The 21074-nt window shown below is 70.1% G+C and carries 18 protein-coding genes and 1 pseudogene; 13 read left to right on the top strand and 6 right to left on the bottom strand.

Going from position 1 to position 21074, the window contains the following annotated elements:
- Nucleotides 1-114 precede the first annotated feature (114 nt).
- Together N790_RS04435 and metH are read left to right on the top strand one after the other, a co-directional pair.
- Nucleotides 115-1041, top strand: a pseudogene (locus N790_RS04435) (ArsR/SmtB family transcription factor); the annotation flags it as partial.
- A complete protein-coding gene (metH, locus tag N790_RS04440) occupies nt 1041-4808 on the top strand; it encodes a methionine synthase (protein WP_425388021.1) in 3768 nt (1255 codons plus the stop codon). The pseudogene N790_RS04435 and the gene metH, both read left to right, overlap by 1 nt.
- Nucleotide 4809: 1 nt before the next feature.
- Here metH and N790_RS04445 read toward each other — a convergent pair whose 3' ends face one another.
- The 5 genes from N790_RS04445 to N790_RS04465 all read right to left on the bottom strand — a co-directional run bounded on the left by N790_RS04445 (nt 4810) and on the right by N790_RS04465 (nt 8589).
- Entirely contained in the window at nt 4810-5493 is a 684-nt protein-coding gene (locus tag N790_RS04445; protein ID WP_043801282.1) for a DUF2058 domain-containing protein, read from the bottom strand.
- A 15-nt stretch (nt 5494-5508) separates the two neighbouring features.
- Entirely contained in the window at nt 5509-5730 is a 222-nt protein-coding gene (locus N790_RS04450) for a SlyX family protein (protein WP_043801284.1), read from the bottom strand.
- A 10-nt stretch (nt 5731-5740) separates the two neighbouring features.
- The gene (locus N790_RS04455; protein WP_043801287.1) at nt 5741-7081 is read right to left on the bottom strand and encodes a UDP-glucose dehydrogenase family protein; all 1341 of its coding nucleotides are present in this window, start codon (nt 7079-7081) and stop codon (nt 5741-5743) included.
- Between the two features lie 87 nt (nt 7082-7168).
- Nucleotides 7169-7942 (bottom strand): BamJ family beta-barrel-assembly machinery protein, encoded by a 774-nt coding sequence (gene bamJ, locus N790_RS04460; RefSeq protein WP_043801288.1) that lies wholly within the window; start codon nt 7940-7942, stop codon nt 7169-7171.
- A 74-nt stretch (nt 7943-8016) separates the two neighbouring features.
- Nucleotides 8017-8589, bottom strand: coding sequence for a glutathione peroxidase (locus tag N790_RS04465; protein ID WP_043801291.1), 573 nt, complete (start codon nt 8587-8589; stop codon nt 8017-8019).
- Between the two features lie 141 nt (nt 8590-8730).
- Between N790_RS04465 and N790_RS04470 the strand changes: the two genes are divergently transcribed.
- The 6 genes from N790_RS04470 (at nt 8731) to N790_RS04495 (ending at nt 12686) form a co-directional block, all read left to right on the top strand.
- Nucleotides 8731-9009, top strand: coding sequence for a hypothetical protein (locus tag N790_RS04470; protein ID WP_043801293.1), 279 nt, complete (start codon nt 8731-8733; stop codon nt 9007-9009).
- Between the two features lies 1 nt (nt 9010).
- Complete coding sequence (locus N790_RS04475; protein ID WP_043801295.1) at nt 9011-9376, top strand: GntR family transcriptional regulator; 366 nt, start codon at nt 9011-9013, stop codon at nt 9374-9376.
- Entirely contained in the window at nt 9376-10233 is an 858-nt protein-coding gene (locus N790_RS04480; RefSeq protein WP_043801296.1) for an ABC transporter ATP-binding protein, read from the top strand. The genes N790_RS04475 and N790_RS04480 overlap by 1 nt, the downstream gene beginning before the upstream one ends.
- A complete protein-coding gene (locus N790_RS04485) occupies nt 10230-11216 on the top strand; it encodes an ABC-2 transporter permease (protein WP_043801299.1) in 987 nt (328 codons plus the stop codon). The genes N790_RS04480 and N790_RS04485 overlap by 4 nt, the downstream gene beginning before the upstream one ends.
- Before the next feature lie 70 nt (nt 11217-11286).
- Nucleotides 11287-11856, top strand: a complete 570-nt coding sequence (locus tag N790_RS04490) for a DUF2884 family protein (RefSeq protein ID WP_043801300.1) — start codon at nt 11287-11289, stop codon at nt 11854-11856.
- A gap of 14 nt (nt 11857-11870) precedes the next feature.
- Nucleotides 11871-12686 (top strand): DUF4097 family beta strand repeat-containing protein, encoded by an 816-nt coding sequence (locus N790_RS04495; RefSeq protein WP_043801303.1) that lies wholly within the window; start codon nt 11871-11873, stop codon nt 12684-12686.
- 6 nt (nt 12687-12692) lie between these two features.
- Here the strand turns inward: N790_RS04495 and N790_RS04500 are convergent, their stop codons facing one another.
- On the bottom strand, nt 12693-14099 hold the full coding sequence (locus N790_RS04500; RefSeq protein WP_043801305.1) for a class II fumarate hydratase: 1407 nt from the start codon (nt 14097-14099) through the stop codon (nt 12693-12695).
- A gap of 65 nt (nt 14100-14164) precedes the next feature.
- Between N790_RS04500 and purB the strand changes: the two genes are divergently transcribed.
- From purB to N790_RS04525, 5 genes are all read left to right on the top strand, one after another.
- Nucleotides 14165-15532, top strand: coding sequence for an adenylosuccinate lyase (gene purB / locus N790_RS04505; RefSeq protein WP_043801307.1), 1368 nt, complete (start codon nt 14165-14167; stop codon nt 15530-15532).
- Nucleotides 15533-15563: 31 nt separating this feature from the next.
- The gene (locus N790_RS04510; protein ID WP_043801309.1) at nt 15564-16769 is read left to right on the top strand and encodes a ribosomal protein uL16 3-hydroxylase; all 1206 of its coding nucleotides are present in this window, start codon (nt 15564-15566) and stop codon (nt 16767-16769) included.
- Nucleotides 16770-16773: 4 nt separating this feature from the next.
- A complete protein-coding gene (locus N790_RS04515; RefSeq protein WP_043801311.1) occupies nt 16774-17733 on the top strand; it encodes a GNAT family N-acetyltransferase in 960 nt (319 codons plus the stop codon).
- Between the two features lie 185 nt (nt 17734-17918).
- The gene (locus N790_RS04520) at nt 17919-20744 is read left to right on the top strand and encodes a 2-oxoglutarate dehydrogenase E1 component (protein WP_043801313.1); all 2826 of its coding nucleotides are present in this window, start codon (nt 17919-17921) and stop codon (nt 20742-20744) included.
- A gap of 33 nt (nt 20745-20777) precedes the next feature.
- Nucleotides 20778-21074 (top strand): biotin/lipoyl-containing protein (locus N790_RS04525; RefSeq protein WP_043801316.1); only part of this gene is annotated, 297 nt, incomplete at its 3' end.

Genomic DNA, 21074 nt, shown 5'->3' on the forward strand with positions numbered 1-21074 from the left:
TGCGGCCGGCGCGGGCAGGTCCACGCCGCGTGAAGCAGGCGCGGCGCGGCTTGACGCCCCCGCCGGCCGCGCCTAACCTCCGCATATCTTTGAATCCGGATGAAAGGATAAAGCATGGACCTCGAAGCCTGGTCGGCCTGCCTCAAGGTCCTGTCCGACCCGACCCGGGTGCGCCTGCTGGCCCTGCTGGAACGCGAGGAGCTGACGGTGGCCGAGCTCGCCGGCATCACCCGCCTGGCCCAGCCTCGCGTCTCCACCCACCTGGCCAAGCTCAAGGAAGCCGACCTGGTGCGCGACCGCCGCGCCGGCGTCTCGGCCTACTACCGCTTCAACGGCGACACCCTGGACCCGGGCGAGGCCCGCCTGTGGGAAGCCCTGCGCGACAGCACCGACGACCCGCTGCTGCGCCAGGACGCCGAACGCCTGCCGGCCGTGCTGGCCACCCGCGCCGCCGACCAGAACTGGGCCGACTCCGTCGCCGGCGACATGGAGCGGCACTACTCGCCCGGCCGCACCTGGGAAGCCCTGGCGCGCTCCACCCTGCCCCTGCTCGAACCCGGCGACGTGCTCGACGTGGCCTCGGGCGACGGCGTGCTGGCCGAATTGCTGGCGCCGCACGCACGCCGCTACGTCTGCGTCGATTCCAGCGCCCGCGTGGTCGGCGCCGCGCGCGAGCGCCTGCGCAAGTACCGCCACGTCGAGGTGCTCGAGGGCGACATGCAGGCCCTGGACTTCCCCGCGTCGCAGTTCGACCTGGTGCTGCTGATGCACGCGCTCACCTACGCCGAACGCCCCGGCCAGGCCATCGCCGAGGCCGCGCGCGTGCTGCGCCGCGGCGGCCGGCTGGTGGCCACCTGCCTGGGCAAACACGAGCACCGCGCGGCAGTGACGCCCTACGGCCACGTCAACCTGGGCTTCACCGTGAAGGAGCTGCGCCGCCACGCCGAGAAGGCCGGCCTGGAAGTGACAGTGTGCGAACCGGTGACGCGCGAGAAGCGCCCGCCGCACTTCGAAGTGCTCACCCTGCTGGCTCGCAAGCCTTGAAAACGCTGCCCTGGGAAAACTCCGCCCGCACCGCGCGCCTGCTGCAGGCGCTGGGCGAACGCATCCTGGTGCTCGACGGCGCCATGGGCACCATGATCCAGCGCCACGCGCTGGGCGAGGCCGACTACCGCGGCGAACGCTTCGCCGCCGGCTTCGACGGCCTGCGTTTCTCCGAGGGCCATGCGCACGGCCCGGGCTGCGGCTGCGAGGGCCACGACCTCAAGGGCAACAACGACCTGCTCACGCTGACCCGGCCCGACGTGATCCGCGGCATCCACGCCGCCTACCTGGCCGCCGGCGCCGACATCCTCGAGACCAACACCTTCAACTCCACCGCGGTGTCGCAGGCCGATTACCGGCTCGAGCACCTTGTGCCGGAACTCAACCGCGAGGCCGCGCGCTTGGCCCGCGCCTGCTGCGACGAGGCCGAGGCCGCCGACCCCGGCAAGCCGCGCTTCGTCGCCGGCGTGCTGGGCCCGACCAGCCGCACCGCGTCCATCAGCCCGAAGGTCGAGGACGCCGGCTACCGCAACATCGATTTCGACACCCTGGTGGTGAACTACCTCGAGGCCGCCGCGGCCCTGGTCGAGGGCGGAGCGGACATCCTGCTGGTCGAGACGGTGTTCGACACCCTCAACGCCAAGGCGGCGCTTTACGCCATCGAGGAACTGTTCGAGCGGCTCGGCGCCCGCCTGCCGGTGATGGTGTCGGGCACCATCACCGACCGCAGCGGCCGCACGCTCTCGGGCCAGACCGCCGAGGCCTTCTGGTACTCGCTGCGCCACGCCCGCCCGCTGTCGATCGGCCTGAACTGCGCGCTGGGCGCCCGCGACCTGCGCGCGCACATCGACATGCTCTCGCAGGTGGCCGATACCCACGTCAGCTGCCACCCGAACGCCGGCCTGCCCAATGCCTTCGGCGGCTACGACGAGGGCCCCGAGGAAACCGCCGGCGTGCTGCGCGAATTCGCCGAGGCCGGCCTGCTCAACCTGGTCGGCGGCTGCTGCGGCACCACGCCCGAACACATCGCCGCCATCGCCCGCGCGGTGGCCGGCCTGCCGCCCAGGGCCCTGCCCCGCCTGCCCGCGTACACGCGCCTGGCCGGGCTGGAGCCCTTCGTCATCACGCCGGAGACGAATTTCGTCAACGTCGGCGAGCGCACCAACGTCACCGGCTCCATCCAGTTCAAGAAGCTCATCCTGGAAGGCCGCTACGACGAGGCCCTGGCCGTGGCCCGCCAGCAGGTTGAAAACGGCGCCCAAATCATCGACGTCAACATGGACGAGGGCCTGCTCGACGCCGAGGCCGCCATGGCGCGTTTCCTCAACCTCATCGCCGCCGAGCCGGACATCGCCCGCGTGCCGGTGATGATCGACAGCTCGAAGTGGAGCGTGATCGAAGCCGGCCTGAAGTGCGTGCAGGGCAAGGCCATCGTCAACTCCATCTCGATGAAGGAAGGCGAGGCCGCGTTCCTGGAGCAGGCCGCCCGGGTGCGCCGCCACGGCGCGGCGGTGGTGGTGATGGCCTTCGACGAGGCCGGCCAGGCCGACACGCTGGAACGCAAGGTGGAGATCTGCGCCCGCGCGCACCGGCTGCTGGTGGAACAGGCCGGCTTCCCACCGGAAGACATCATCTTCGATCCGAACATCTTCGCCATCGCCACCGGCATCGAGGAGCACGACGGTTACGCCGTGGCCTTCATCGAGGCGGCGCGCGAACTCAAGCGCCGCTTCCCGGACAGCCACGTCTCCGGCGGCGTGTCGAACGTGTCGTTCTCCTTCCGCGGCAACAACGTGGTGCGCGAGGCCATCCACGCGGTGTTCCTGTACCACGCCATCCGCGCCGGCATGGACATGGGCATCGTCAACGCCGGCGCGCTGGCACTGTACGACGACCTCGACCCGGCCCTGCGCGAGGCCGTCGAGGACGTGGTGCTCAACCGCCGCGCCGACGGCACCGAGCGCCTGCTGGCCGAGGCCGACAGGCACAAGGCGCGCAAGGGGGAATCGAAGGCGCCGGACCTGGCCTGGCGCCAGTGGCCGGTGGACGAGCGCATCCGCCATGCGCTGGTGCACGGCATCGACGCCTTCGTCGAGGCCGACGCCGAGGAGGCGCGCCAGCGCTCCGCGCGGCCGCTGGACGTGATCGAGGGCCCGCTGATGGCCGGCATGAACGTGGTCGGCGACCTGTTCGGCGCGGGCAAGATGTTCCTGCCCCAGGTGGTGAAATCGGCCCGCGTGATGAAACGCGCCGTCGCCCACCTGATTCCCTACATCGAGGCCGAGAAGGCGCGCAGCGGCGACGCCGGCCAGCCGCGCGGCAAGGTGCTGATGGCCACGGTGAAGGGCGACGTGCACGACATCGGCAAGAACATCGTCGGCGTGGTGCTGGCCTGCAACAACTTCGAGGTCGTGGACCTGGGCGTGATGGTGCCGGCGCAGGTGATCCTGGACCGCGCCCGCGAGGAGAAGGCCGACATCATCGGCCTTTCCGGCCTGATCACGCCTTCGCTTGAGGAAATGAGCCACGTGGCCCGGGAGATGAAGCGCCAGGGCTTCTCGCTGCCGCTGATGATCGGCGGCGCCACCACCTCGCGCGCCCACACCGCGCTCAAGATCGACCCGCACTACGATTCGCCGGTGGTATGGGTGAAGGACGCCTCGCGCGCCGTCGGCGTCACCCAGTCCCTGCTCAGCGCCGAGCTGCGCGGCCCGTTCGTGGCCGCCAACGCCGCCGACTACGCCGAAGTGCGCGCCCGCCACGCCAACCGCGGCGAAGCCAAGCCGCTGGTGCCGCTGGCCCGCGCCCGCGCCAAGCGCTTCGACGGCGGCTGGTCGGATTACGTGCCGCCCGCGCCGCTCAAGCCCGGGCTGACGGTGTACGACGACTACCCGCTCGAGGACCTGCGCGAGGTCATCGACTGGACGCCCTTCTTCCAGACCTGGGAGCTGGCGGGCCGCTACCCGGCCATCCTCGAGGACGCCGTGGTGGGTGCGCAGGCGCGCGAACTGTTCCGCGACGCCACCGCCATGCTCGACCGCATCATCCGCGAGAAGTGGCTGGTGGCGAAGGCCGTGGCGGGCCTGTGGCCGGCGCAGTCGGCCGGCGACGACATCCACGTGCTCGACGACGCCGGCCATCCGCTGGCCACCCTGCACTGCCTGCGCCAGCAGGCGGAAAAACCCGACGACCGCCCGAACTTCTGCCTGGCCGACTTCATCGCGCCGCGCGAAAGCGGCCGCGCCGACTGGGTGGGCGGGTTCGCCGTGACCGCGGGCCTGGGCATCGAGCCGCACCTGGCCCGCTTCGAAGCCGACCACGACGACTACAACGCCATCCTGCTCAAGGCGCTCGCCGACCGCCTGGCCGAAGCCCTGGCCGAACGCCTGCACCAGAAAGTGCGCACGGAGCTGTGGGGTTACGCGCCGGACGAGGCGCTGGACAACGAGGCGCTGGTGCGCGAGCAGTACCGCGGCATCCGCCCGGCGCCGGGTTACCCGGCCTGCCCCGAGCACAGCGAAAAAGCCACGCTGTTCCGCCTGCTCGACGCGGAGCGCAACACCGGGCTGTCGCTGACCGAGAGTTTCGCGATGTACCCGGCCGCGGCGGTCAGCGGCCTGTACTTCTCGCACCCGAAGAGCCAGTACTTCGTGGTCGGGCGGCTGTCGCGCGAGCAGGTGGCCGACTACGCGCGCCGCAAGGGCGTGCCGCTGGCCCAGGCCGAGCGCTGGCTGGCTTCGAACCTGGACTACGACCCGGAGTGAGTCACCACACCAGGTCGTCGGGCACCTGGTACTGCGGGTCGGCGTAGGGATCGTCGCCGGCCGGCGCGTTCGGGTCCACCTTCAGCGCGACCAGGCTGGGCAGCAGCGCGCCCACCTCGTCGGCCAGCGCCGCGGTGACCAGCAGGTAGCGGCCATCGAGCTGCACCACCGCCAGCTCGCCGGCGTTGAGCGCCCTGAGCTGGTCGGGGTTGACGTAGATGCGCTTGATCTTGCCGCCGTATTCGAAGTGGCGGACGAGCTCGGCGGCGGCGTCGTTGAGCGACTTGTCCTTCAGCAGTTCGGCACAGCGCGCCTTGGCGGCGCGGCGGCGCGCGGCCTCTTCCTGGCGCAGGCGCTCGGCTTCGATGCGCTCTTCCTTCTCGCGCTGGGCGCGGATGGCGTAGGCCTTGGCCAGGTCGATCTCCTCGGCCGTGCGCGGCTTGCGCGGCGCGCCGCCCTGGCCGGGTTTGCCGCCGCCGGGCCTTCCGCCACCGGGGCGGCGTTCGCCCTGCGGTCGCAGTTTGCCGCCGGCGCCGGGCTTGCCGGGGCCGCCATGGCGCGCGCCGGCCGGACGGTCCTTGCCGCCACCAGCGGCGGGGCGTTCGGTTTTCGCGGGGCGGCGCGGCTCGGGCTCGGGGGCCTTGAAGCCCAGGCCGAGCAGCTTTTCGCGCAGGGAATTGCTCATGGGTCCAACCTTGGATCAGTAGTGCGGCGGCGGAGGTTCGCTGCCGGGGTCGGCGTACAGCAGGGTACGCAGCTGCTTGAGTTCGGCCGTCACGCGCAGCAGGGTTTCGCTGTTGCGCGCCGATTCCATGCGGGCGTCGGCCAGGGCGTCGCTGAGTTCGCCGATGGAGTGTTCCTGGAACGCCAGCCGGGTTTCGAGTTCGGCCAGGCGCTGTTCGATGTCGGAGGCGGCGGTCACGGGCGGTTCCTCAACGCGGCTGCAGGCTGCGGCCGCGGCCGATGCCGTAGTAGGCCAGGCCGGCGGCCTCGACCTGGGCCGGGTCGTAGACGTTGCGGCCGTCGAACACCACGCCGGCCTTGAGCGCGGCCTTGAGCGCGGCGAAATCCGGGCTCCAGAACGCCTTCCACTCGGTCACCACGAACAGCGCATCGGCGCCTTCCAGCGCCTGCGCCGGGGTGTCGCACAGCACCAGGTCGGGGCGCGTGCCGAAGATGCGGGTGGCTTCGTGCATCGCCTCCGGGTCGTGCGCGCGCACCGTGGCGCCGGCGTTCCAGAGCAGCTCCAGCAGGCGGCGGCTCGAGGCCTCGCGCATGTCGTCGGTATTGGGCTTGAAGGCCAGGCCCCACACGGCGAAGGTGCGGCCGCGCAGGTCGCCGGCGAAATGGCGCTCGGCCAGCGCGAACAGCTTGTCCTTCTGCGCGGTGTTCACCGCCTCCACCGCGCCCAGCAGCTTCGCTTCGTAGCCGGCCTGGCGTGCGATGCGCCCGAGCGCCTGCACGTCCTTGGGGAAACACGAGCCGCCGTAACCGGCGCCCGGGTAGATGAAGTGGTAGCCGATGCGCGGGTCGGAACCGATGCCGTGGCGCACCATCTCGATGTCGGCGCCCACGCGTTCGGCGATGTTCGCCATCTCGTTCATGAAGCTGATCTTGGTCGCCAGCATGGCGTTGGCGGCGTACTTGGTCAGCTCGGCCGAGCGCTCGTCCATCACCACGATGCGGTCGTGGTTGCGGTTGAACGGCGCGTACAGGCGCTTCATGGTTTCCACCGCCTGCGCCGAGCGCGAGCCCAGCACGATGCGGTCGGGGCGCATGCAGTCGTTGACCGCCGCGCCCTCCTTCAGGAATTCGGGGTTGGAGACGACCTCGAAGGCGATCTCGGCGCCGCGCGCCGAGAGTTCGGCGGCGATGGCCGCGCGCACCTTGTCGGCGGTGCCCACCGGCACCGTGGACTTGTTCACCACGATGGCGGGGCGGGAAAGATGCCTGCCGATGGTGCGGGCCACGGCCAGCACGTACTGCAGGTCGGCGCTGCCGTCTTCGTCGGGCGGCGTGCCCACGGCGATGAACAGCACGTCGCCGTGCGCGATGGCCTGCGCGGCGTCGGTGGTGAAGGCAAGGCGGCCGGCGCCATGGTTGGCCAGCACCATGTCCTCGAGGCCAGGCTCGAAGATGGGCACGACGCCGCGGTTGAGGCCGTCCACCTTGGCCTGGTCGATGTCCACGCAGGTGACCTGGTGGCCAACCTCGGCCAGGCAGGTGCCGGTGACCAGGCCGACGTAGCCGGTGCCGAAAACAGTGACGCGCATGTTGCCTCCTCGCGGGCGTGGGCCATCCGTGCCCAGGGAACGGGCGCCGGCGGGTTGCCGCCGACGCCCCGTCCTACCCGATGCGTATTACTTGACGATTTCCATCAGCTCGACCTCGAAGGTCAGCATGGCATTGGCCGGGATCGGGCCGCCGCCGGCTTCACCGTAGGCCAGTTCCGCCGGGATCCAGAACGTGTACTTGCTGCCGACCTTCATCAGCTGCACGCCCTCGGACCAGCCCGGGATGACCTGGCCCAGGCCGAATTCAGCCGGCTCGCCGCGGTCGTAGGAGCTGTCGAAGGTCTCGCCGTTGAGCAGGGTGCCCTTGTAGTGCACGCGCACCACGTCGGAGGCGGTCGGGGTGGCGCCATTGCCGGCGCGCTCGACGCGGTACTGCAGGCCGCTCTCGGTGACCTGCACGCCCGGCTTGGACTTGTTCTCGGCCAGGAAGGCTTCGCCCTCGGACTTGCTCTTGGCGGCCAGCTCGGCGGCCTCGGCGGCCTGGCGGGCCTGCAGCTTGGTGGTGAACGCGGCCTGGATCTCCTTCATCTGCTCGTCGGTAAGCTTGGAGTCACGCTCCTGGAAGGTGTCCTCCATCGCCTGGCGCAGGATCTCGAGGTCGAGGTCGTCTTTGATGATCTTCATCGAGTTGGCGATGTCGCGGCCGATCATGTAGCTGACCTGGGCGCGTTCGGTCTCGAGGCCGGCGATGCCGGGGATGATGGGCGCGCCGGGTTCGCCGGCGGCGGCGGCTTCGGCAGCGGGCGCGGCTTCGTCGGTGGTTTCGGACTTGCAGGCGCTGAGGCTGAGCACCAGGCTGGCAAGCACCAGCGGCGCGGCGAAACGCAGGGCGGAATTCATCGGGTTACAACTCCTGGGGAAGGCGGGCCGGGTCGGCACGTCGTCCCCTATTGTCGCGGCCCGCCGCCGGCAACTCAACGGCCGCGATCAGGCTTCGCCGGGACGGGCGCGTCGAGCAGCTTCTCGATCGCCGCCACCAGCTTCGGGTCGTCCGGCGTGGTGCGGCTGCCGAAGCTGGCCACCACCTTGCCCTCGCGGTCGAGCAGGTACTTGTGGAAGTTCCAGCCCGGCGCCTCGCCGGTGGCCGCCGCCAGCTCCTGGTAGAGCGGCGTGGCGCCGGAGCCGCGCACCTGCACCTTCTCGAACATCGGGAACTTCACGCCGTAGGTGAGCGTGCAGAACTCCTGGATCTGCTCCTCGCTGCCCGGCTCCTGGCCCATGAAATCGTTGGACGGGAAGCCCAGCACCGCGAAACCACGGTTCTTGTACTTCGCGTGCATGGCCTCCAGGCCCTCGTACTGCGGGGTAAAGCCGCACTTGCTGGCCGTGTTGACCACCAGCAGCACCTGGCCGCCGTAGGCCTGCTGCAGGTTCACGACCTCCTTGCCCGCCAGGCGGCGGAAGTCCTTGTCCAGCAGCGCCTGGCTGGCCAGCGCCGGCGCCGCGGCCAGCAGCGCGGCCAGGATGAACGCGGTTCCCTTCTTCATCTTCGTGCCCTCCCCCGGGACGGTCCGGGTCTATGCCATCAGTTTGGGTCCTTTGGCGTGCAAAGGGTGTTGACATGCCGAATCTGGGTGTTATAGTTCGCTACAACACCTGTTCATTACCTCACCAAAGCGGGAGGCGGTATGTACCCCAAGTTCAAGACCAACCTGATGGCCCTGGCCGTGGCGCTCGGCACCCTGGCCACCGGCTACGGTTTCGGCGCGCCGCCCAGCCAGCCGGTGGCCATCCAGCCGGACCCGGTGCTGGCCGCCCTCGACGAGGCCGCCGACGAGACCACCCTCGGCGCCAGCGCCAGCGAGGAGGCCCTGCGGGCCGGCTCGCTGCGCCGCGGCGCCCTTCAGCGGCACATGGCCATGCCCTACGTGTCCATGGCCTCCCTCATGCCGCGCCGGGAGTCCTGAGATGAATATCGCCTGGAACGACAGCGCGCCGATCTACCGGCAGCTCAAGGACAAGGTGGTGGCGATGATGCTCGACGGCGTGCTGCAGCCGGGCGAAGCGCTGCCCTCGGTCCGCCAGATCGCCGCCGAATACCAGCTCAACCCAATCACCGTCTCCCGCGCCTACCAGGAGCTGGCGGACGAGGAACTCGTGGAAAAAAGAAGGGGACTTGGCATGTACGTGACCGAAGGGGCCCGGGAGAAGCTGCTCGCCTCCGAGCGCGAGCGTTTTCTGAAGGATGAATGGCCGATGGTCGTCGAGCGCATCCAGCGCCTCGGCCTGGACATCGAACGCCTGGTGGCCGTGGCCGGCAAGGAGAAGAAGTGATGAGCGCCGTGATCTCCGCCCGCAACCTTTCCAAGCGCTACAAGGGCAAGCCCGCCGTCGATTCGATCAGCTTCGACATCCCGGCCGGCCGCATCGTCGGCCTGATCGGCCCCAACGGCTCGGGCAAGACCACCACCCTCAAGGCCGCCCTGGGCCTGGTGCCCTACGAGGGCGAACTCAAGGTGCTGGGCAAGAACCCGCGCACCGAGCGCGACGAGCTCATGCACGACGTCTGCTTCATCGCCGACGTGGCCGTGCTGCCGCGCTGGCTGAAGGTGAAGGACGCCGTGGACTTCGTGGCCGGCGTGCACCCGCGCTTCGACCGCAAGAAGGCCGAGGCCTACATCGCCCACACCAAGCTGACCCCGGACATGAAGGTCAAGCAGATGTCCAAGGGCATGATCGTGCAGCTGCACCTGGCCCTGGTCATGGCCATCGACGCCAAGCTGCTGGTGCTGGACGAACCCACGCTGGGCCTGGACATCCTCTACCGCAAGCAGTTCTACCAGAACCTGCTGGAAGACTACTTCGACGAGCAGAAGACCATCGTCGTCACCACCCACCAGGTCGAGGAGATCGAGCACATCCTCACCGACCTGATGTTCATCCGCGAGGGCAAGATCGTGCTCTCGGCGAGCATGGACGAAGTCGGCGAGCGCTTCTGCGAGGTGATGGTCCCGGCCGACAAGGCCGAGGCCGCCCGCGCCCTCAAGCCCATCGACGAGCGCTCGGTGTTCGGCAAGGCCGTGATGCTGTTCGACGGGGTGCCGCGCGACCAGCTGGCCGCCCTGGGCGAGGTCCGCAACCCCGGCATCGCCGACCTGTTCGTCGCCACCATGAAAGGAACCTACGCATGAACACCTTCAAATGGCTCCTCAAGCGCGAATCCTGGGAGCACCGCGGCGGCTTCCTGTGGGCCCCGGTGGTGGCCGGCGCGGTTTTCCTGGTGATCAGCCTGATGGCGATCATCGCCGGTGAAAGCGTCCGCCGCGGCGTGGACGGCGAATCGGTGCAGATGAACGGCGTCGAGCTCAGCCAGCTCACCAAGACCCTCACGCCCAAGGAAGCGGCGGAACTGGGCGGCGCGCTCGACCTGGGCGCCCTGCTCGCCGGCTCCTGGCCCTACATCGTGCTGGCGTTCGTGGTGTTCTTCTACTGCCTCGGCTCGCTGTACGACGAGCGCAAGGACCGCAGCGTGCTGTTCTGGAAGTCGCTGCCGGTGTCCGACGGCCAGACCGTGCTCTCGAAGCTGGTCAGCGCCCTGGTCGTGGCCCCGGTCATCGCCACGCTCGCGGCCATCGCCACCTCGTTCGGCTTCCTGGTCCTGCTCAGCGGCTATGCGCTGTTCCACGGCGTGAACCCGCTCGACCTGATCTGGGGCCCGGCGAGCCCGCTCACCGTCGCCCTGCACCTGGCCGGCGCGCTGCCCGTCTACGCCCTGTGGGCCATGCCCACCGTCGGCTGGCTGCTGCTGGTTTCGGCCTGGGCCCGCACCAAGCCCTTCCTCTGGGCGCTGCTGGTGCCGGTGTTCTCGGGCATCCTGGTCAGCTGGTTCGACGTGATGGAAATGTTCGGCTCCAAGGCCGAGTGGTTCTGGCAGCACGTCGTCGGCCGCATCCTGCTGGGCACGGCCCCGGGCATGGACCTGGTCTACCGCGGCGCCTCCGACCCGGCGATGCAGAACTTCAACCCGGACGGCCCGCAGGACATCGTGGCCCTGTTTTCGGCCCAGAATGCCTGGGGCGCCTTCCTGACCCCGGACCTGTGGATCGGCGTGGTGGCCGGCGCGGTGATGGTGTTCGGCGCCATCCACTTCCGCCGCTCCCGCGACGAAGGCTGACATCCCCCCTTGGCGGGACGACCCCCGGGTCGTCCCGCCTTTTTTCCGTTCCACGGCTGGAGCCCTGCCCATGTCCCGACTTCCCCTGCTGCTGGTCCCCCTGCTGGCCCTCGCGGGCTGCAGCTCGTCCGAGCCCCCGGCCGAGCCAGGCAAGACCGGCATGGCCGCGGTTTCCGAAACCGCCCTGCGCGAGATGCGCGAGGAACTGGCCAAGGAAAACCTCAGCCTGGGCGACGGCGACGGCAATGCGCCGAAGGCCGAGATCTCGCCCGCCGGCGACCTGCTGATCGGCGGCCAGGCGGTGCCGCTCGACGAAGCGCAGCGCAAGCTCGTGCTCGAGTACCGCGCCCAACTGGCGGGCGTGGCCGAAGCCGGCGCCGAGATCGGGCTGCAGGCCGCCGAACTGGCGACCCGCGCGGTGGCCGAATCGGCCAAGGGCCTGCTCGGCGGCGACGGCGCTTCGATGGAAGCGCGCATGAAGGAACACACCAAGGAAATCGAAGACACCGCCAAGGCCCTGTGCGACCGCCTGCCGGCCCTGTACGCCTCGCAGCAGGCGCTGCGCCAGGCCGTGCCGCAGTTCGAGCCCTACGCGCAGATGGACGAAAGCGACGTCGAAGACTGCCACGTCGAAAACTGACCCCGGAGCGAACGATGAAACGACTTGCCCTGCTTGCCGTGCTGCTGCCCGTCGCCGCCTCGGCCGCCGACTGCGAATTCAACGAGCCGCGCAGCCTTGCGCTCGACCTCGAAGGCGTGCGCGTGGTGCGCTTCGAGGTGAACCAGAACGACCTGCGCCTGGGCGCGACCACCGGCGCCGCCGGGCTGACCGCCCGCGCCTGCGCCTCCGACCCGGACTATTTCCCGCAGCTGGTGCTGGAACAGCGCCGCAGCGGCGACACCCTGCTGGTGCGCGCCGAACGCCGCGGCGTTTCCAGCGGCATCTTCTTCAAGCCCACCTATGCCTACCTCGAGGTCAAAGCCCAGCTGCCCGCGGGCCTGGACATCGAGCTCGACGTGGGTTCGGGCGACGCCTGGGCATCGGGCATGAAGTCGGTGCGCGCCGAGGTCGGCTCCGGCGACATCGAATTGCGCGACATCGCCGGCCTGGTGCGCGCCAGCGTCGGCTCGGGCGACGTGACCGTGGAAGGCGCCGGCGAACTGGACCTGCGCTCGGTCGGCTCGGGCGACTTCGAGGCCAGCGACATCCGCGGCCCCGTGCGCATCGGCTCGGTGGGCTCGGGCGACCTCACGCTCGCCAACGTGAAGGGCGACGTGGACGTGGACGAGATCGGCTCCGGCGACCTCGACGTCTCCCGCGTCGATGGCAGCGTGCGCATCGGCCGCATCAACTCGGGCGACGCGGGCGTGCGCGACGTCGGCGGCGACCTGGTCGTGCGCCGCATCGGCAGCGGCGACGTGTCCCACCGGGGCGTGCGCGGCCGGGTGGACGTCCCCAGCGAGGACTGAGGCGGCTCAGCCGCCCCCGCCGCCCGGCTTGCCGTGGATGCCGCCCCGGGCCAGGGCGGCCGGGTCGAGCAGCTTGCGCAGCGCCTTTTCACCCAGGCCGGTGCGCAGCATCGCGACGTCCAGCACCGGCCTGCCCTCGCGGTAGGCCTGCTTGGCGATGGCGGCGGCGTTTTCATAGCCGATCACCGGGTTGAGCGCCGTCACCAGGATGGGATTGCGCGCCAGCGCCTCCGCCAGCCGGTCCTCGCGCACCCGGAAGCCCTGGATCGCCGAATCGGCCAGCACCCGCGACCCGTTCGCCAGCAGCTCGATCGACTGCAGCAGGTTGTGCGCGATCAGCGGCAGCATCACGTTGAGCTGGAAGTTGCCGCTGGCGCCGGCGATGGTCACCGTGGCGTGGTTGCCCATCACCTGGGCGCAGACCATGCACACCGCCTCGGGCACCACCGGGTTCACCTTGCCGGGCATGATCGAGCTGCCCGGCTGCAGCGCCGGCAGTTCGATCTCGCCCAACCCCGCCAGCGGGCCGGAATTCATCCAGCGCAGGTCGTTGCTTATCTTCATCAGCGTGGCTGCCAGCACGTTGAGCTGGCCCGAAAGTTCCACGGCGTTGTCCTGCGCGGCGATGCCCTCGAACAGGTTGCGCGCCTGCACGAAACGCTGGCCCGAGAGCACCGACAGCTCCTTCGCCACCTTCTTGCCGAAACGCGGGTCGGCGTTGATGCCGGTGCCCACGGCGGTGCCGCCGATGGGCAGCTGGCGCACGCGGTCGAGCGTGTCGCCGATGCGGTCGATGGCCGTGGCCAGCTGCGCCGACCAGGCACCGAGCTCCTGGCCCAGGGTCAGCGGCATCGCGTCCATCAGGTGGGTGCGGCCGGTCTTGACCACCTTGCCGACGCGGCGGGCCTTGCGGTCGATGGTGAGGCGCAGGTGCTTGAGCGCGGGCAACAAGCGCTCGCGGCAGGCCAGCAGCGCCGCCGCCTGGAGGGCGGTGGGCACCACGTCGTTCGAACTCTGGCCCATGTTGACGTGGTCGTTGGCGTGCACCGCCTGCCTGCGGCCGCGGGAGGCCACGGTGGCGATGACCTCGTTGGCGTTCATATTGCTCGACGTACCCGAGCCGGTCTGGAACACGTCCACCGGGAACTGGCCGTCCAGGTCGCCGGCGGCCACCTGCAGGGCGGCGTCGCGGATGGCGTCGGCCACGTCCGGCGGCAGGTGGCCCAGGCTGGCGTTGGCGGTCGCCGCCGCGGCCTTGACCAGGCCCAGGGCGCGCAGGAAATAGCGCGGCATCACCAGCCCGGAGATCGGGAAGTTCTGCACGGCGCGCTGGGTCTGGGCGCCGTAGAGCGCGCCGGCGGGCACTTCGAGGGCGCCGAGGCTGTCGTGTTCGGTGCGGGTCTTGGCGGCCATGGCGGTCCTCCGATTCGGGTGTGCGGGTAGAATAGGCGCTTCTCCGCCCCACCCGAGCCCGCCCGATGTCCGACGCCGCCCTCACCGCCCTTTCCCCGCTCGACGGCCGCTATGCCGGCAAGGCCGGGGCGCTGCGGCCGATCTTTTCCGAATACGGGCTCATCAAGGCCCGCGTGCGGGTCGAGGTGGAGTGGCTGCTGGCCCTGGCCGCCGAACCGGGCGTGGCCGAGCTCAAGCCCTTCTCCGAGGCCGCCGCCGGCCGCCTGCGCGCCCTCGCCGCCGGTTTCTCGGTCGAAGACGCCGCGCGCGTCAAGGAGATCGAGCGCACCACCAACCACGACGTCAAGGCGGTCGAGTACTTCATCAAGGAGCGCCTGAAGGACGACGCCGAGCTGGGCCCGGCGCTGGAATTCGTGCACTTCGCCTGCACCAGCGAGGACATCAACAACCTCAGCTACGCGCTGATGCTCAACGAGGCCTACACCACGGTCATCGCGCCCAAGACCTGGGAAGTGGTGGAGAAGCTGCGCGCCATGGCGCACGAACACGCGGCGCTGCCCATGCTCTCGCGCACCCACGGCCAGACCGCCTCGCCCACCACCGTGGGCAAGGAAATCGCCAACGTGGTCGCGCGCCTGCAGCGCCAGGTGGCGGTGATGCACGGCATCGAGTTCCCCGGCAAGATCAACGGCGCCGTCGGCAACTACAACGCCCACGTGGTGGCCTACCCGGAAGTGGACTGGCCGGCGCTGGCGCAGCGCTTCGTCGAATCGCTGGGCCTGGACTTCAACCCCTACACCACCCAGATCGAGCCGCACGACGGCATCGCCGAGCTGTGCGACGCGCAACGCCGCATCAACACCGTGCTGGTGGACCTGTGCCGCGACGTCTGGGGCTACATCTCGCTGGGCTACTTCAAGCAGGCGGTGAAGGCCGGCGAGGTGGGCAGCTCGACCATGCCGCACAAGGTCAACCCGATCGACTTCGAGAACGCCGAGGGCAACTTCGGCCTGGCCAACGCCCTGCTCTCGCATTTTTCGGAAAAGCTGCCGATCAGCCGCTGGCAGCGCGACCTCACCGACTCCACCGTGCTGCGCGCCCTGGGCACTGCGTTCGGCCACTCGCTGATCGCGCTCGACGCGCTCATGCGCGGCCTGGGCAAGCTCAGCGCCAACCCCGAGCGCCTGGCCGCCGACCTCGATGCCGCCTGGGAAGTGCTGGCCGAGCCGGTGCAGACCGTGATGCGCCGCCACGGCCTGCCCAACCCCTACGAACAGCTCAAGGCCCTCACCCGCGGCCAGGGCATCACCGCCGAGTCCATGCGCGCCTTCATCGAAGGCCTGGACCTGCCGGCCGACGCCAAGGCCCGCCTGCTGGCCCTGACCCCCGCCAGCTACGTCGGCCACGCCGCGTCGCTGGCCCGGGACGTTTGATCCCTCGACCTGCCCTTGTCCGTGTGAATCCGTGGCCAAAAAAACCTCCTCCCAGTACGCGATAGAAGTCACCGGCACGCCGAAGCACCCGCTGGGCATGCCGCCCGAGGTGTTCCTGCGCGATTACTGGCAGAAGCGGCCGCTGCTCATCCGCGGCGCCTTCCCGGGCTTCGTCTCGCCGATCACGCCCGAGGACCTGGCCGGCCTGGCCTGCGAGGAGTCGGCGCTGTCGCGCGTGGTGCTGCACGACCGCAAGCGCGACCGCTGGGAGTTGCGCACCGGCCCCTTCGACGAGGCCATGTTCCCCGACATGCCGCGCCAGGACTGGACCCTGCTGGTGCAGGACGTGGACAAGTGGGACATGGACGTGCGCGACCTGCTGCACCGGTTCCGCTTCCTGCCGGCCTGGCGCGTCGACGACGTGATGGTCAGCTTCGCCGCGCCCGGCGGCTCGGTGGGCGCGCACGTGGACCAGTACGACGTGTTCCTGGTCCAGGGCCTGGGCCACCGCCGCTGGCAGATCGACACGAACCCCGACGCGCCGCGCGACTTCCGCCCCGACGTCGAGCTCAAGCTGCTCAGCGAATTCCACCCCGACCACGATTGGGTGCTGGCCCCCGGCGACGTCCTGTACCTGCCGCCCGGCGTGCCGCACCACGGCGTGGCCCAGGACGCCTGCCTCACGCTTTCGGTGGGCATGCGCGCGCCCTCGGTGGCCGAGCTCATGGTGGACCTGGCCGAGGAACTGGCCGCCGCGACGCCCGAGGAAGCGCGCTACGGCGACCCGGACCTGGCCCTGCCCGCCGACCCCTACGAAATCGACGACCCCGCCTTCGGCCGCGTGCGCCACGCCCTGTCCCGCCTGCAGGACCTCGACGAGGCCACGCTGCGCCGCTGGTTCGGCCGCTTCATCACCCAGTACCGCTCGGCCGGCGAGATCGCCCGCCCGGCCCGCCCGCCGGGCCTGGCCGCCATCACCGCCGCGCTCGACGAAGGCGCCATGCTGCTGCGCCACCCGCATGCCCGCCACGCCTGGGCGCGTGACGGCCGCAGGGCCTGCCTGCACGCCAACGGCCTGTCGCTGCCGATGGGCGTGGCCTCGGCCCGCCGCCTGGCCGGCGCCGAGCGCCTGGACGCCGCCGACATGGCCGGGCTCGATGCCGCCGGCCGTGAAGCGCTGGTAAGCCTGGTGGCCGCGGGCCACTATCAGCTGGTCAAACCCAAACGCCGCCGGTGAACCCATGATCCCGACCGACTTCCGCATCGAGCCCGCCGACTACCAGGCCGACCTGAAGGACCTGAGGGAAGTGCGCGAGACCGTCTTCATCCTAGAACAGAAGGTTCCGGAAGACGAGGAATGGGACGACCTGGACCCGCGCAGCCACCACGTCATCGCCCGTGACGACCACGGCCGCCCCATCGGCACCGGCCGGCTGACGCCCGAACACAAGATCGGCCGCATGGCGGTGCTGAAGGAGTGGCGCCAGCGCGGCGTCGGCGACGCCCTGCTGGTGGCGCTGATGGACAAGGCCCGCAGCCTGGGCTGGACCGAGGTCAGCCTCAACGCCCAGGTCAGCGCCGAGGCCTTCTACGCCCGGCACGGCTTCCAGCCCTACGGCGAGCGCTTCATGGAGGCCGGCATCGAGCACCAGGCCATGCGCCGCGCCCTCGAACCGCTGGCGGGCCCGGAGCGCTACCCGGCCCGGGCGCGCGAGGCCTCGGTGCCTTCCACCGAATTCGACAGCCTGTCCGCCGCCACCGAGGCCACGCTGGCCGTGGTGCGGGCGGCCCGCCGCGAACTGGTGCTTTTCAGCCGCGACCTCGACCCGGTGCTTTACAGCCAGCCGGCCGTGCTCGAGGCCTTCAAGGAGTTCGCCATCGCCGGCCGCGGTGGCGTGGTGCGCATCCTGCTGCTCGACCCCGCCGCCGTGCAGGGCCAGGGCCACCCGCTGCTCACCCTGGCCCAGCGCATGACCTCGGTGTTCCAGTTCCGCACGCCCACCGACGACGTGGACCTGCAGTACCCCTCGGCCTTCCTCGCCAACGACCGCGACGGCTACCTGTTCCGCCAGCTCGGCAGCCGCTGGGAAGGCGACTGGAGCCCGGCCAACCCGGCCCGCACCCGCCAGCTGGTGGACCATTTCGGCCGGGTCTGGGAGCGCTCGCGCGGCGTCACCGAGTTCAGGGCCCTGGGCATCTGAGGCGCGCGGGTACGAACCTGCGACCAAAGTCCAGCCCCCGCGGGGCGCCCGTACAGCCTGCGTCGGGTTCTAAAGCCCGGCGGCGCCAGCTATAATCGCAGACCTTGTCGCCGCCCCGTTGCGGCGCCGCGACATCCCATTCCATCAATCACTTACCTGCCGTTGAGGCGGGCCAGGCCAGGGTCGTGGACAGTCTGATCAAGCAGTTTAAGCAGACCTCTCAGCTCGCCGGCGGAAACGCCGCCTTCATCGAAGACCTGTACGAACAGTACCTGGTCGATCCCGACAGCGTCCCGTCGGCCTGGAAAACCTACTTCGACGGCTTCAAGGGCCGCGAGGCCGGCGACGTGCCGCACTCGGCCGTCATGGCCCAGGTGCAGGCGGCCGCGCGCGCCCCGGTCGTGGCCAGTGGCCTGGACGACGAGTCGGCCCGCAAGCAGGCCGCGGTCGGCAAGCTGATCACCGCCTACCGCTCGCGCGGCCACCTGGGCGCCAGGCTCGACCCGCTGGGCATGATGGCCCGCCCGGACGCGCCCGACCTGGAGCTGGCCTTCCACGGCCTCACCGACGCCGACCTCGACCGCGAGTTCACCGTCGACACCTGGTTCGCCCAGCCGCGCTTCAAGCTGCGCGACCTGCTGGCGCGCCTGCGCGCTTCCTACTCGGGCAGCATAGGCGCCGAGTTCATGCACATCTCCGACGCCAACCAGCGCCGCTGGATGCAGCAGCGCCTCGAGGGCGCGGCCGGCAAGTACGGCTTCGACGCGGCCGCCAAGCAGCGCCTGCTCGAGCGCCTCACCGCCGCCGAAGGCCTGGAGCGCTACCTGCACACCGCGTTCGTGGGCCAGAAGCGCTTCTCGCTCGAGGGCGGCGACACCCTGATCCCGCTGATGGACACGCTGGTCCGCCGCGGCGGCAGCGACGGCATCAAGGACGTGGTGATCGGCATGGCCCACCGCGGCCGCCTGAACGTGCTCATCAACACCATGGGCAAGCCGCCGCACAAGCTCTTCAACGAGTTCCGCGGCCAGTTCGAGCACAACGACGACCCGGCGCACTCGGGCGACGTGAAGTACCACATGGGTTATTCCTCCGACGTCGCCACCCCGGGCGGCCCGGTGCACCTGGCGCTGGCCTTCAACCCCTCGCACCTCGAGATCGTCGACCCGGTCGTGGCCGGCTCGGTGCGCGCGCGCCAGATGCGCCGCGAGGACGTGCAGCGCAAGCAGGTGCTGCCGGTGCTGATCCACGGCGACTCGGCCTTCGCGGGCCAGGGCGTGGTGATGGAGCTGTTCCAGATGTCGCAGGCCCGCGGCTTCGCGGTCGGCGGCACCGTGCACATCGTCGTCAACAACCAGGTGGGCTTCACCACCCACCGCGCCGACGACACCCGCTCCACCCTGTACTGCACCGACCCGGCCAAGATCGTCGGCGCGCCGGTGCTGCACGTGAACGGCGACGACCCGGAGGCCGTGGCCTTCTGCGCCCAGCTGGCCTTCGACTTCCGCAAGGAATTCCAGCGCGACGTGGTCATCGACCTGGTCTGCTACCGCCGCCACGGCCACAACGAGGCCGACGAGCCGGCGGCCACGCAGCCGCTGATGTACCAGAACATCCGCGCCCGCAAGACCACCCGCGAGCTCTACGCCGAGGCGCTGGCCGCCGAGGGCGTGGTGGATGCCGCCGGCGCCAAGGCGCTGGTCGACGCCTACCGCGACAAGCTCGACAAGGGCGAAGTCACCACCGACCTGGTCAAGGTCGGCCCCGACCCTTACGCGGTCGACTGGACCCCGTGGCTCAAGGGCAAGCTGCGCGACGAGGTGAAGACCCAGGTCAAGCGCGCCGAGCTCGACAAGCTCGCCACGCTCATCAACACCCTGCCGGCCGAACTCAAGCTGCACGCGCGCGTCGCCAAGATCTACGACGACCGCCGCAAGATGGCCGCCGGCGAGCTGGCCATGGACTGGGGCTTCGCCGAGAACCTGGCCTACGCCACCCTGCTCGCGGAAGGCTACAAGCTGCGCGTGGTCGGCCAGGACGCCGGCCGCGGCACCTTCTTCCACCGCCACGCGGTGCTGCACGACCAGGCCACGGGCGAGGCGCACATGCCGCTGCGCGCGCTGGTGAAGAACCCCGAGCACGCGCTGGTCATCGATTCGCTGCTGAGCGAGGAGGCCGTGATGGCCTTCGAATACGGCTACAGCACCGCCGAGCCGTCCACGCTCAACATCTGGGAAGGCCAGTTCGGCGACTTCGCCAACGGCGCCCAGGTGGTGATCGACCAGTTCATCACCTCGGGCGAGTCCAAGTGGGACCGCCTGTGCGGCCTGGTGCTGTTCCTGCCGCACGGCTACGAAGGCCAGGGCCCCGAGCACAGCTCGGCGCGCCTCGAGCGCTTCCTGCAGTTGTGCGCGCTCGACAACATCCAGGTCTGCACGCCGACCACGCCGGCGCAGATGTTCCACATGCTGCGCCGCCAGATGCTGCGCGCCACCCGCAAGCCGCTGGTGGTGATGACGCCCAAGTCCATGCTGCGCCACAAGCTGTCGGTGTCCACGCTCGACGAACTCGCCAAGGGCGGCTTCCAGGAGCTCATCGCCGACAGCACCTGCAAGGACCCGAAGAAGGCGCGCCGCGTCGTGGTCTGCGGCGGCAAGGTCTACTACGACCTGGTCGAGGCGGCCGAGGCCAAGAAGGTCACCGACGTGGCCATCGTGCGCGTCGAGCAGCTCTACCCGTTCCCGCGCGAGGCGCTGGCGGCCGAGCTCAAGCGTTTCGCCGGCGCGAAGGAAGTGGTGTGGTGCCAGGAAGAGCCCATGAACCAGGGCGCCTGGTACCAGATCCGCCACCACCTCGACTTCTGCCTGGGCAAGGGCCAGTCGCTGAGCTACGCCGGGCGCGCGCGCTCGGCCTCGCCGGCGGCGGGCCACCTGAACACGCACAACATCGAACAGGCGAAGCTGATCGAGGACGCCCTCGTCAACGCGCCCAACACCCACACCGCTGAATAAGCCATTCCTTTCCACGCACCCAGGACCTCGTCCATGAGCATCGAAGTCAAAGTCCCGGTCCTTCCGGAATCCGTGTCCGACGCCACCATCGCCACCTGGCACAAGAAGGCCGGCGACGCCGTCCGTCGCGACGAGAACCTGCTCGACCTCGAGACCGACAAGGTGGTGCTGGAAGTGCCCTCGCCGGTCGACGGCGTGCTCAGGGAGCTCAAGTTCCAGGCCGGCGACACCGTGACCAGCCAGCAGGTCGTGGCCATCATCGAGGAAGGCGCCGCCGCGCCGGCCCCGGCCGCCAAGGCCGAGGCGCCGAAGGCCGCCGAGGCCCCGAAG

It is taken from the genome of Arenimonas malthae CC-JY-1, assembly GCF_000747075.1.
Taxonomy (GTDB): domain Bacteria; phylum Pseudomonadota; class Gammaproteobacteria; order Xanthomonadales; family Xanthomonadaceae; genus Arenimonas; species Arenimonas malthae.